The following is a 12,342-nucleotide window of genomic DNA, read 5'->3' on the forward strand; positions in this document are numbered from 1 at the left end:
ATCGCCTGCTGATTCTGGTCACCGCGACCATTTCGCCGCGACCAGCGCTTCTTCAGGACACCGCGCTCAAGGATGCTGGGTTAGACAAGTCGACGCCGGAGATCTTGACGACGGTCTGCCATGCGGCTTCCTGGCTGGCGCGATCGTGGAGGTGTGGGTGGAGCTGCGCCTCAATTGGGCCTGTGAGCTTCCCGGGCGCCGAGGCGAAGAATTGCCCTGAGACGTCGGTTCCGAACTCCGACGCCTGGAGGTACCGACGGGCCGCGGTCTCCGGCGTCTGAGACATGCCGGGGATGAGCTTCACCAGTGGAATCATCAGCCACTTTAGGACCGGGCTAGCGTTTCGCACCGCCTGGGTGTCGGGCGCGCTACCGGGCGAGACGGCGTATACGGCCATGCCGGAGGGTAGCCGGCGAGCCAGCGCCGCGACCCACCAAGCGATGATGAGCTTCGCGTCGGCATACGCCCGGTTGGGCACGTACTTCACGTTCGGCCCGTTGCGCAGCAGGGCTTCAACAGCGGCGGTTCGGTCACCCTGGTGGTGTTTGGCCGCGAAGGCTGGCACGTCGGTGTAGCTGAACAGGGGTACGCCCCCTCGGGCAGGTTCCGCCCCGGCGATAACGATCCGCGCGTTGGGGCTCAGCAGGTTGGCGCGGAGCAACCCGACAGTCAGTTGATGATGGCCGATCAGCGGGGCCTGAGCCGCCTCGACGCCCGTCGCAGTGAGCACGCGCTTATTACCTGGGACCATCCCGGCATTGAGCAGTAGGAAATCAATCGGCCGACCTCGCTTGACGAGCTCGGCGAGGATGGACTGAACGCTGGACGGCGTGTCCAGCTCCAGCTCCAGCGGCGTGAAGACCTGTATTCTGGTCTCAGCGGCGAGCTGAGCGGCCGTTTGCTGGGCCCGAACCAGGCTGCGCCCGGTGACGATGATCTCGCGCCAGCCTTCTCCTGCAAGAATGCGGGCTGCCGCATGCCCGAGCCCGGAAGTGGCGCCGGTGACGAGAGCGATCGAATGTTCCATGGGCGGCTCCGCGGTGAAAGGTGAAGGTCGAGTCGTGAGGCCCCGCAAAGCCAGGGCCGGCTTGCTAATTTCGAACTGTTCGGTTATATATTGATGCGATAGCCATTGTCAATGAGTTTTGAACCAAATGATTCAAAATACTGCTAGGCCGCGGGGTCGACCGCGCAGCTTCGACGAGACGGGGGCGCTGGAAAAGGCGACTCAGGTGTTCTGGTCGAAAGGCTACGACGGAGTGACGATTGACGATCTCGTCGCCGGGATGGGTGTGGGACGGCCGAGCCTGTATGCCGTCTTTGGGGACAAGCGGGCGATATTCTTGCGCGTCCTTAGGGCGTACGCAGAACGGAAGGGCGCATCAGCCGCGAAGGCACTCCTCTCGCCACAGAGTCTTCGCGACTCGATCGAGGGCTTTCTAAGGTACGCCGTCGAAAGTGCGACCGAGAAAGGGTCCGCCCGGGGCTGCCTTCTGGTGTGCGTCGCCCCGCTTGTGAACGACGCCGAGGTTCAGCGGTTTCTGCAGAGCACGGTCGCGGGCGGCGCGGCGCTGGTGGAGCGCCGTTTCCGGGACGGGATCTGTGCGGGAGACATCCCGCCTGCCTTTCCGGTAGCCGTGCGCGCGATCCAAGTCACAGATTTTGCTCGTGGCCTGACCATGCGTGCGCGGATAGGCACGCCGCGCAAGACGCTCCTCAAAGATGCTGAGGAAGCGGCCGACTTGGTGCTCCAACCGCGGCGTGGAAACGCGGCGCCAGAAAGTTGACGCCGGCGTTAAGGGGTGTTGCGGGGCAGTAGGCTTTGATAGTTGCCGCTTCGCGCGCCCCTCAAACCCGATCAATCGTTTCCCGTTTCGGATAGGAGGGGTCACCTTGATTTGGAAGTCGAAGCCCGTAAGCCAGTTGGCCCCAAGCGCGGTCCCTCTCGGGTGGCGATTCGCGGCAGCATGAGTTGACCACGCTCTCTCGAAATCGTTGCGCGCAATCTCGGCAACTGGAAACCCGCGGCATCGCACGGCTTGTCTGTGACAACTCCGAATCACCTCAAGATGCTGTTGCTCGTACTGCAGAACGACTGCCGCGGTACACCTCCATCTGCCGCACTACGGTCTTCTTCGGCTCGACCTCGAAGTACCAGTCGGAAGCTCCCTACTAGGCAAATTCGTCACCTCGATCTTCGTCCCAACGTCCGTTGTAGTGGCGCATGCTCGTGTCCGATGAGGCTTCTAGGGTTCCGTGTAGGCTACTCCGAAGCGGCCCTTCACAACCGGCCGTTGTTGGCCGAGCCCGGCCCGACCGTTGCACGGGCAGCGTGGTCGACCACCGGCGGGCCGCATCGGGCAGCCGTCGACCCCTAGCCGCACTTCGACTTGACGCGACCGCTGCGGCAGCTTCGCCAACTGAAACGGCGATTCGATCAGCGATATCGACCGGCCAGTCGTCCGGGCGAGAGTCCTCGCCGGGCTCATCACGACGATGAGTGGCTGCGTCTCGAAGGCTCCCGCCTGACAACGAGCCCGTCACGACGGGAAGGTTCAGTAACGGCAACGCGGGCCGACTTCGATTGCCGCAGGACGCCGTCTGCCGCTCAGTCGAGTTCGATCGGCCGCCCGTGGGGCGTGCGGCGCGCCGCTACGTCCCATGCGTTTTTCCGCTTCACCAGTCCATCGCGCGTCACGCAGCCCTTCGCGGTCGCGATCCGTTCGAGCGCGGTCAGCCAGTGAACATAGTACGTGTCGCCGCGGTCCGGATCGCCTTGCGCTTGCGCGTCGCGGATAGCATCGGCGAGTTGGGCCGCCCATTCGGCCCAGGTGAACACGCCGCGCTCATGAAGCAAGAGCGTCATCGCGAAGGCCGCCGCCTGCCACGGCGCGGCGAAGACCGGGCCGGCATCGTCGCGCGGCAAGCCGGGCAGTGCATCGAGCAACACGCGAGGCGCAGTCATGAAAGTCTTCCTCGATGAGGGTACGCTCATGTCGTTCCGCTCGCATCCAGATACGGCTCCCAGCAATCGGCGCACACGGAAGCGGCCGTCGTATCGCGGCCCCACAATTCGACGGCATCGAAGCGCACCGTGTACAGCCACTGCGGATCGTCGCCGCGTCCCACCGCGTTCGAATCAGGGAACACATGCGCGCCGTGCACTGCGACGATCCGGCCGCGCTTACCACGGCAGTAACGCGGCAAGCGCGTGTGCGTTTGCGGGTTGAGCAGCCGCGTACGTACCTCGTCGCCGACGGCAAAACGCGCCGGATGCGGCGGCGTGCGCGTCACAGGGCTCCCGCTAAACAGCGTGGGGTTGACCTGATCGCGAGCCAGCACGCGCGGCACCGGCGCGGCGGGGTGCTGTGATACGCCGCTGTCGATCTCGTCGGGCGTGGCGAGGCGCGAGTTGATCAGAAGCTTGCACAAGCCGGCAAACCAGATCTGGTAATAGCTGCTCGACAGATACTGCGCCGGCGGCAGGCTCTCGCGCGCGGCGCGCGACATGTCGACATTCCATGTGCCCGTCGCGCCCATCGCAATCGTTAGCGCGAGCACATGGCGCTCCCAGTCGGCGTGGAAGTAGGGTTCGTCGGCCTCGGGCACGACCGGCCCGAACGACTGCATCCCGCCCAGATCCTGCGCGCCATTCACGATGAGCCTCCGCTGCGCACTTTCGCCTGGCGCGCAGGGAGCGGTAAGCCTGTGCCGATCATCGAGTCGCGCGTGACAAGATCGGCGAGTTCGTCTCCGTTCAGCGCGTCGGTGCCAAGCGGACGCATTGGCAGCACCAGATAGCGTACCTCGGCCGTCGAATCCCACACGCGGACCTCGATGTCGTCCGGCAACGCTACGCCAAAATCCTCCAGCACGCCACGCGGGTCGATCACCGCGCGCGAGCGGTACGGCGCCGACTTGTACCAGACGGGTGGCAAGCCGAGCACGGGCCACGGGTAGCACGAGCACAGCGTGCAGACGACCATGTTGTGTACGCCCGGCGTGTTCTCCAGCGCGACCATGTGCTCGCCCTGGCGCCCCGTGAAGCCAAGCGACGCGATGGCGGCTGTCGCATCGTCGAGCAGCCAGTGTCGAAAGTCCGGATCGCTCCACGCCTTTGCGATGACGCGAGCGCCGTTGCGCGGACCCACTTTCGTTTCGTAGGTTTCGATCAGCACGTCGAGCGCTTGCGGATCGACATAGCCCTTCTCGATCAGTAGCGATTCGAGCGCACGCACGCGCAGATCCATGTCGGGCAGTGCGCTGCCTTCATGTCCTTCATGCGCCTGAGGGTGGTGAGGTGCGTGATGGCGCGAGGAGTCATGTACGGGGTCGTGATTCATCTGCATCCGCCTCGAGAATGCGACATTCACAAAGTATGGACGGGCAAGACGTCGAATGCAAACGGCCGACACGCGGTTTCGGGCAGCGCGATCGATTATGTGCGACGCCCACCGGCGTCAGTTCCTGTCCGAACGTGCTAATTCCCTTTTATGCGTTGAGGCTCGTAATATGACCGTCGAAACCCGACCCACAACGGCCAAGGATTTTTCTCGGAAGCGGCCATTCAGGCGGCTTTGGTCGATAGCCATGGAGCACGGCGCAGCCTAACGTTCAAGCAATGGTCCCGACCTAAGCCGGACTGCCCCCACCACTTTGCCAATGACCTCTCCGCGCGGGACGAATCGAATCAACGTCCGAGTCGCTACGATCCCGTCCGTTCTGGTGCGAACTGCGATGGCAGATCCGAGCGGGTCGTCTGCGCTCGGATCAACGATTTCCGCGATCACCTCACCCCGCGAGACTCTTGCGCCAAGCGGCACCTTATAGGTGACAATCCCACCACGCGGCGCGATAAGGAGGTCGGTCGCGTCCAGGCTTGTGGGCTTGCATAGTGGCTTGGGAAGCGGTCCGGGATCACCAGCGACAACTTCTCGACGTTGCAGGAATTTAAGTAGTGCGTCCGCGTCAGCAGACGCGAACTCGTCGCAGACATCAGCTTGTCCGCGCAGTTCCAATGTCACTGAATGGCAGCCAATCGGAATGGGAAATAGGTGCCCCAGCTCTTTCCGAACAATCTCCCACGTGCCCGTGAAGAGGTCGGTCGAAGTACCTGCGTTTTCTAACCCATCTTCGAGAAAAACCGCTTCGCATGCAGTCTGCGCGCATAGATCAGCGACATGCGGCCAAGTCGATTTATACGTGTACGCGTGAATGATTGCATCACGATCGCAATGCACGTCGATGACAACATCAGCATCAAAGGCAAGTTGGAACGCCGTTTTTTTTATCTTCTGAACTTCGCTCTCATCGGGCAGGTCGTCCGCATGCCGTTCAAGGATACGACGAAGTAATTGTAGGTTTTCGGCTTCGTCGTCACCAAGCCTGTGCCGTGCTTCCGCTGCGACGCTCTTTCCGACTGAAGGCCAGTGCCGATTGAAGTTGCCTTCTCCGCCAAGATCATTCCTGCCGACAAGTACGCCATTAATCCACGTGGCCGCGCCGATGGGGTTAACGAACGGAACGAGCACGACTTCCCCAAGGATTTCTCCGCGCGAATCAGCATCGTCAAGACGCCTCGCTAAATGTGCAATCGTCAGCATGCCCGGAATCTCCTCGGCATGTAAGCCAGCCTGAATATAGATCTTTGGTCGAGCGCCGCGAGTCCCATATCGATGCACGGTAATCTGACGCCGGGTCCCAGGAAAACCAGCATCGATGTTGATCCGTTGTATTTCTTTCGTCATCGCAGGCCTTTCAGTGACTACGCAGAGTCGGTGTGGAAACCCAAACAACGCTAATTCTAAACCTCGTTCGAATTACCGAAGCTGGCCGTACCCCGCCTGATGCGAACTGCACAGGGACTTCAGCTTTTAGCGTTCAAGGTGGACTAAGATCGTTCGTTGCCGGCCAGGAGGAACGATAATCCGGCGATACGACTATGGTGAGGTGCGCGATGATTGCTGCATTCAATCCTCCGGGCGTATGGCCGCCCTTCGGAGCGTTTTCGATGGTTGTTGTTCAAGGCGACGGTCGGATCGTCCATTTGAAAGGGCAGGTTTCGCTTGACGTCCATGGACATGTCGTTGGGCGCGGCGATATTCGGGCGCAAGTGCGTAAAGCGCTTGAAAACATCCGTGACCTGCTTGGGTCAATGGGTGGTTGCATGTCGGACATCATTTCGCTGGTTCACTACGCAACTGACATCGAAGCGTTCATGGGGACCGGCGATATTCGAACCGAGTTTTTTGCCGCGCCGTATCCCGTTACCACGACTGTCCAAATTCAACGGCTGTATCACCCTGATCTGATGATCGAAGTAACCGCGATTGCCGAGATTCCGGATTCCAGGTTCCGCCTGCCTTGCGCGTGTGCCACGATTGTCGACGATTCACAAGACACACTTGACTGACCGGTCATGGCCGACCAGCGCCCGACGAACGAGCGCGACGATCGTCTCGGGCGTGCGAGCTATGCAAAAGGCATGAGCCGACCCGTTGCCATCGTTCAACCCAGCGCTGCTCTGGCGGCCGCTTCCAGGCACAACGGTCGTTCACTCGACCACATTGGCTGGCTGATGGTCGGCCTTATGCGAAGCTTTCCATAAGGCCGATGACGCTACCTCCATCCCAGCGATTTCAATCCTCTCCCCTCAATCTTTGTCGGCCTCCGGTGCAGTCTGCAGCGACGTACGGTATGGCTGTTGAGACTGGAATCGGCGCTGGAACGCAGCTGGGTAGCCAAGTGGGTAGCCGCACTGCTAGCTCTGCGATACCAGCCTTATCTGGCAAGCCTTACGAGATTCCCCCGAAATCAACGGCACGTTCTATGGTTTGCAGAAACCGGCCAGCTACGAGAAGTGGTATCAGGAAACGCCCGACGATTTCGTGTTCTCGCTGAAAGCGCCGCGTTACGCGACCAACCGCAAGGTGCTGGCCGAAGCCGGCGACACGATCGAGCGATTCTTCGCAAGCGGCGTGCTGCTGCTCAGGCAGAAGCTCGGGCCCATCAACTGGCAGTTCGCGCCGACCAAAAAATTCGACGCTGACGATTTCGAGGCCTTTCTGAAGCTGCTGCCCGCGAGCATCGAAGGACAGAAGCTGCGGCACGCGGTCGAGGTTCGTCACGAGTCGTTCAGGACACCGGAATTCATCGCGCTGGCGCGCAAGTACAAGGTCGCGGTCGTGCTCGCGGCCGACAGCGAGTATCCGCAGATCGCCGACATCACCGCGCCGTTCGTCTACGCGCGCATCATGGGCACGAGCGAAAAGCAAGCCAAAGGCTATTCGACGAAAGCGCTCGACGCATGGGCCGAACGCGCGCGCCAGCTCGCCGCGGGCATCACGCCCGACGATCTCGAGACCTGCGCGGAGCCGCCCGCGAAAGCCGCCACGCGCGACGTCTATCTATATGTGATCAGCGGCTTCAAGGAGCGCAATCCGGCCGCCGCGATGGCGTTGCTCAGGAAGCTCTGAATCCGCTGCGCCGCCTGCCCGCCGGTCCGCCCGCCATGAGGCCGGCGCGGGTGTCATAATCGCGCCAGCGCATCCGTGCGCGGTCGCGTCGGCTTCGCGTCAAGCCCGACGCAAGACCTTGCGTCAAAACCTCGCCCGAGGCACGCAGTAACCCAACCCGCACGGCCCACGTCAAACCCACGCGGCGCCCGCACGCCCTCATCGCGGCGGCGCTCGCATAATCAGGCGGCAAGGCCGCCCGCCTCATCAACCGATTGCGGAGAACATCTTGAGCGCCCTCGACAATCCCCTGCACGATCAGGAAGTCGGCTCGGCCGACGCCACCCAGGACACCACGCGCATCGACGACGTGCGCATCGGAGCGGTCCGTCCGCTGATTTCCCCCGCGCTGCTGCAGGACGAACTGCCGGTGCCGCCCGCGGTGCAGTCGCTGGTCGAGAAGACTCGCGTCGAAATCGCCGACATTCTGCACAGCCGCGACGACCGGCTCGTGCTGATCGTCGGCCCCTGTTCGATTCACGACCACGACCAGGCGATCGAATACGCGCGCAAGCTGAAGGCCGCCGCCGATCACTACCGGGACGATCTGCTGATCGTGATGCGCGTGTACTTCGAGAAACCGCGCACGACGGTGGGCTGGAAAGGCTACATCAACGATCCGCGTCTGGACGGCAGCTTCCGCATCAACGAAGGCCTGCGTCTCGCCCGGCAATTGCTGCTCGATATCAACGCTCTGGGCCTGCCCACCGCGACCGAGTTTCTCGACCTGTTGAGCCCGCAATACATCGCCGATCTGATCGCGTGGGGTGCGATCGGCGCGCGCACGACCGAGAGCCAGAGTCATCGTCAGCTCGCGTCGGGACTGAGCTGCCCGATCGGCTTCAAGAACGGCACCGACGGCGGCGTGCAGATCGCCGCCGACGCGATCGTCGCGGCTGGCGCGAGCCACGCGTTCATGGGCATGACGAAAATGGGCATGGCCGCGATCTTCGAAACGCGCGGCAACGACGACGCGCACGTGATCCTGCGCGGCGGCAAGAAAGGGCCGAACTATGACAGCGCGTCGGTGCAGGCGACCTGTGAAGCGTTGAGTTCAGCGGGTCTGCGCGAGCAGGTGATGATCGACTGCTCGCATGCGAACTCGAACAAATCGCACTTGCGGCAGATCGAGGTCGCGGACGATATCGCGCGGCAACTGTCGGAGCGCGAGCGCCGCATCATCGGTGTGATGCTCGAAAGTCATCTGGAAGAAGGCCGTCAGGATCTGAAGGCCGGTGTGCCGTTGCGTTACGGCGTGTCGATCACGGATGCCTGCGTGAGCTGGGCGCAGACCGAACCGGTGCTCGCCACGCTCGCCGAGGCAACCCGCAAGCGTCGCGCGGGCTGACAGGGCAACGCACGGACCGCCCGATCGCGATGGCCGCGCCGGGTCCGCTTTAGACTCGATCGAAGCCGGTCGAGCCCACGAACGCCTGGCTCAAGGAGCCAGACACACGCGCCGCACCAGTTGCCGGCGAATCGCCTGGCCGGGTTGGGCAGCGCGTGATCCTCACGCCCGACGCATCACTCACGCGCGCCTCACAGCGGGGCTGCGGCGCGCATCGCGAATGCTCCGGCGTGAAGCGCGTTGCTTACGACGCGTTGACGGCTTCCTTGAACGCCTTGCCTGCGGTGAACTTCACCGTCTTGGCCGCGGCGATCTGGATCTCTTCGCCCGTCGACGGATTGCGCCCCACACGTGCCGCGCGCGCGCCGGTCGAGAACGAACCGAAACCGACCAGTTGCACCGTATCGCCGCTCACCACGGCCTTGGTCACTGCCTCGACGATCGCGTCGATGGTCTGGCCGGTTGCCGCTTTGCTTTCGCCCGTCGCTGCGGCGACTGCATCAATCAGTTCCTGTTTGTTCATAGCACTTCCCGTATGGTAATCATGGAACCGGCGCCCTCTGAGGCGCCGGGACCGACACACTAACGCATAGGCGCACCTTCGCGCAAACCCTTGGTGTAAGGCTTGTATCAAGGCGGAGGCGCCGGTTTGACGTTTTTGCGCCCCAAACTGCCATAAGAATCGCGAGCTTATGCGCGTGCGCCGCCTTATGACCGTTCGCCGCGCATCACAATCCGTTGCAATTTCAGTACTTTAGGTCGCGTTACGCGATCCCGCGCCGGCTTCCCGATGACGATAGCCCCTTTCGCGATGCGCGGGCGCGCCATTTGCGACACATGTCACAAGTTAACGATCGGCAAGACATAAAGAAGTGAGAATTCGCCACTTTGCAACATTCGCGCTGCTCGCCGCGTTGTCGTCGGCGGCGGCCGCGGCCGACGACAACGCGTGCGCGACCCTCGTCGGTGCGACGAACTCCAGCACCGCGCAGAGCTTTCCGCTACGCGACGGCGAACCGGTCGACTTCGTCGGCGGCGGAAAAACCGTGCACGGCAAGCTGCTCGTGTTCAGCGACGGCGACGTGTTTCGCGCGTACTGGCAGCCGGATGACAGCCCGGAAAAATACGTGCTCGCGAATGCTGGCGCCGACGCGGTCCGGCTCGTCTCGGCCGCGCCGCGTGGCACGCCCGCGCCGGCCGGCCAGCCCGGCACCGCCATGCGGCCGCAGCGGGTCCTGTCGTGCCCCACGCTTTGAGCATGCACGAAGGCCGCCTTTTGCTGCTCGAGTCTCGCGATCGGCATCCGGCACAAACGTCTGGTTCCAGCGCCGCCAACACGCGCCGCCAGGTAGTACTTACCGCCCGACTATCCGTAAGCGCGCAGCCGGGCTCACAGGCCCTTGACTGCGATGCTCCGTTATCCCCTGGAGCGCTCAAGTTAATCAGCCTCGCGCCGATATAAACAGCTGCGTTTAGCGCGCAAACGTTAAAGGGATGGCGATGGCCTGGCTTGCGAGATTGAAGAAGGTACTGTCGGTCGCCGAGGGCGACCGGGAGCTGATGCGTGCGCAGTTGCACGCGTTCCGCCGCCAGGTACCGCTTCTCTACTTCATCCTGCTCGTCAACACGGCGGCGGTGGCGGCGACGCATCTGGACAGCTCGCCGGCCTGGCTGTCGATGTATGTGCCCGGCACGCTCGGCGCGCTGTGTGTGTTTCGCTGCGTGCGCTGGTGGCGCAAACGCAACCATAAGATGACGGACGCTCAGGCGGCCCGCGAATTGCGCAGCGTGACATGGATCGTCGGCGTGTTCGGTGTCGCGTTCAGCGGCTGGTCGGTGCTGCTGTTTCCGTACGGCACCGCCTACCAGCAGGCGCAGGTCGCGTTCTATATGGCGACGACGCTGGTCGGCAGCATGTTCTGCCTGATCCATCTGCGCAAGCCCGCGCTTCTGCTGCTTTGCATCGTCATCCTGAGTTTCTCCGGCTTCCTCGTGTCGAGCGGCTCGCCGGTGTTCTTCGCGATGGCCGTCGACATGGCGCTGGTCGGCGTCGCGCTCGCGGTGGTCATCCAGCTTTACTGGCGCACGTTTGCAGACGCGGTGCACGCGCAACGCGAACTGCAGGCAAGCCAGCACAACACCCAACGGCTCAGCGACGACAACTACCGGCTCGCCAGCATCGACAGTCTGACCGGCCTGCCGAACCGGCGCAGTTTCTTCGCGGCGCTGAGCGCGATATCGGAGCAGGCGCTCGAAACCGGTGGCGGCTTCAACGTCGGCCTCATCGATCTGGACGGCTTCAAGCAGGTCAACGACATTTACGGTCACGCGAGCGGCGACCTCGTGCTGCAGGAAGTCGGCACGCGGCTCGTGTTGATCGGCGAAACGGGCCTGATGTTCGCGCGTCTGGGCGGCGATGAATTCGGCGTGCTCGTACGCCACAAGGTGTCGAACGAAGCGCTGGTCGAGTTGGGGCAGCGTATCTGCGATGCGCTCAGCCAGCCTTATCAAGTCGCCGACAATGTCGCGGAGCTGTCGGGCACGATCGGCTGGGCCGCGTTTCCCGACGCGGGCTCGACAGTCGCGCAGGTGTTCGAACGCGCCGACGCCGCGCTCTATGTCGGCAAGGAAAACCGCCGCGGCATGCCGGTAATTTTCTCGACCGAACACGAAACGCAGATGCGGCGTCTAAGCCTCGTCACGCAGGAGCTGCGCCATGCGGACCTCGAAGCGGAACTGTTCCTCGAGTTCCAGCCGATCTACGATCTGCTCACGCGCCGGCCGATCGGCCTCGAAGCGCTCGGTCGATGGCACAACGCGCGGCTCGGCATGGTCAGGCCGGAGGAATTCATTCGGATTGCAGAGCGGACCGAGCTGATCCTCGGCATCACCGACGTGCTGCTGCGCCAGGCGCTCGCCGAGGTCGCGCACTGGCCCGCCGATCTGTATCTGTCGTTCAACCTGTCCGCGATCGATATCTCGACGTCGGCGCGCGCGCGCCGCCTGATCGACATCGTCGCGGCAAGCGGCGTGTCGCCGCATCGGGTGACGTTCGAAATGACCGAAACCGCATTGACGCGCGATTTCGAGCAGGCGCACAGCGCGATGACGATGCTGAAGCAGGCCGGCTGCCGGCTGTCGCTCGACGATTTCGGCACCGGCTATTCGAGCCTCAGCTACGTGCATCGGCTGCCATTCGACGCGATCAAGATCGACCGCAGCTTCGTGAGCGACGTCGATACCAATAGCGCCTCGAAGAAGATCATCAAATCCGTGATCGACCTATGCCGCAACCTCGGGCTCGAATGCGTGGTCGAAGGACTCGAAACACCGTTGCAGGCCCAGGTCGTGAAGGCGCTCGGCGCGCGCGCGGTGCAGGGTTATCTGTTCAGCCTGCCGATGCGGGCGAGCGCGGTCGGCACGTTTCTGTGGACCGCGCTCGCGCAGAGCCACGCGGCGGAGACGCATTCGTAGCGCTCG

At 63.0% G+C, this 12,342-nt stretch carries 11 protein-coding genes and 1 pseudogene; 6 read left to right on the forward strand and 6 right to left on the reverse strand.

Annotated elements, in window-relative coordinates:
• Positions 1-52 precede the first annotated feature (52 nt).
• A complete protein-coding gene (locus OKW28_RS04805; RefSeq protein WP_429444006.1) occupies positions 53-1,027 on the reverse strand; it encodes an SDR family NAD(P)-dependent oxidoreductase in 975 nt (324 codons plus the stop codon).
• Positions 1,028-1,154: 127 nt separating this feature from the next.
• Between OKW28_RS04805 and OKW28_RS04810 the strand changes: the two genes are divergently transcribed.
• Positions 1,155-1,787, forward strand: coding sequence for a TetR/AcrR family transcriptional regulator (locus OKW28_RS04810; protein ID WP_429444007.1), 633 nt, complete (start codon positions 1,155-1,157; stop codon positions 1,785-1,787).
• Between the two features lie 821 nt (positions 1,788-2,608).
• Here the strand turns inward: OKW28_RS04810 and OKW28_RS04815 are convergent.
• The 4 genes from OKW28_RS04815 to OKW28_RS04830 all read right to left on the reverse strand — a co-directional run bounded on the left by OKW28_RS04815 (position 2,609) and on the right by OKW28_RS04830 (position 5,747).
• Positions 2,609-2,965, reverse strand: coding sequence for a nitrile hydratase accessory protein (locus OKW28_RS04815; RefSeq protein WP_429444008.1), 357 nt, complete (start codon positions 2,963-2,965; stop codon positions 2,609-2,611).
• A gap of 26 nt (positions 2,966-2,991) precedes the next feature.
• Positions 2,992-3,657 carry a nitrile hydratase subunit beta gene (gene nthB / locus OKW28_RS04820; RefSeq protein WP_429444009.1) on the reverse strand — a complete coding sequence of 222 codons (666 nt, stop codon included), beginning with the start codon at positions 3,655-3,657 and terminating at the stop codon, positions 2,992-2,994.
• Positions 3,654-4,343, reverse strand: a complete 690-nt coding sequence (gene nthA, locus OKW28_RS04825) for a nitrile hydratase subunit alpha (RefSeq protein ID WP_429444010.1) — start codon at positions 4,341-4,343, stop codon at positions 3,654-3,656. Before nthA ends, nthB begins: the two co-directional genes overlap by 4 nt.
• 264 nt (positions 4,344-4,607) lie before the next feature.
• Positions 4,608-5,747 carry a succinylglutamate desuccinylase/aspartoacylase family protein gene (locus tag OKW28_RS04830; protein WP_429444011.1) on the reverse strand — a complete coding sequence of 380 codons (1,140 nt, stop codon included), beginning with the start codon at positions 5,745-5,747 and terminating at the stop codon, positions 4,608-4,610.
• 209 nt (positions 5,748-5,956) lie between these two features.
• Here OKW28_RS04830 and OKW28_RS04835 point away from each other — a divergent pair, with 209 nt between their 5' ends.
• The 3 genes and pseudogenes from OKW28_RS04835 to OKW28_RS04845 all read left to right on the forward strand — a co-directional run bounded on the left by OKW28_RS04835 (position 5,957) and on the right by OKW28_RS04845 (position 8,862).
• Positions 5,957-6,412 (forward strand): RidA family protein, encoded by a 456-nt coding sequence (locus tag OKW28_RS04835; RefSeq protein WP_429444012.1) that lies wholly within the window; start codon positions 5,957-5,959, stop codon positions 6,410-6,412.
• A 391-nt stretch (positions 6,413-6,803) separates the two neighbouring features.
• Positions 6,804-7,475 (forward strand): annotated as a pseudogene (locus OKW28_RS04840) (DUF72 domain-containing protein); the annotation flags it as partial.
• A gap of 268 nt (positions 7,476-7,743) precedes the next feature.
• Complete coding sequence (locus OKW28_RS04845) at positions 7,744-8,862, forward strand: 3-deoxy-7-phosphoheptulonate synthase (RefSeq protein WP_429444013.1); 1,119 nt, start codon at positions 7,744-7,746, stop codon at positions 8,860-8,862.
• A gap of 244 nt (positions 8,863-9,106) precedes the next feature.
• Here the strand turns inward: OKW28_RS04845 and OKW28_RS04850 are convergent, their stop codons facing one another.
• Positions 9,107-9,385 carry an HU family DNA-binding protein gene (locus OKW28_RS04850; RefSeq protein ID WP_013092091.1) on the reverse strand — a complete coding sequence of 93 codons (279 nt, stop codon included), beginning with the start codon at positions 9,383-9,385 and terminating at the stop codon, positions 9,107-9,109.
• A gap of 349 nt (positions 9,386-9,734) precedes the next feature.
• On the opposite strand from OKW28_RS04850, the gene OKW28_RS04855 reads away from it, so the two are divergent.
• A complete protein-coding gene (locus tag OKW28_RS04855) occupies positions 9,735-10,118 on the forward strand; it encodes a hypothetical protein (protein ID WP_429444014.1) in 384 nt (127 codons plus the stop codon).
• A gap of 244 nt (positions 10,119-10,362) precedes the next feature.
• Positions 10,363-12,336 (forward strand): putative bifunctional diguanylate cyclase/phosphodiesterase, encoded by a 1,974-nt coding sequence (locus OKW28_RS04860; protein WP_429444015.1) that lies wholly within the window; start codon positions 10,363-10,365, stop codon positions 12,334-12,336.
• The last annotated feature ends 6 nt before the right edge of the window (positions 12,337-12,342 follow it).

It is taken from the genome of Paraburkholderia sp. 40 (genome assembly GCF_050434105.1).
GTDB classification, from domain to species: Bacteria; Pseudomonadota; Gammaproteobacteria; order Burkholderiales; family Burkholderiaceae; genus Paraburkholderia; species Paraburkholderia tuberum.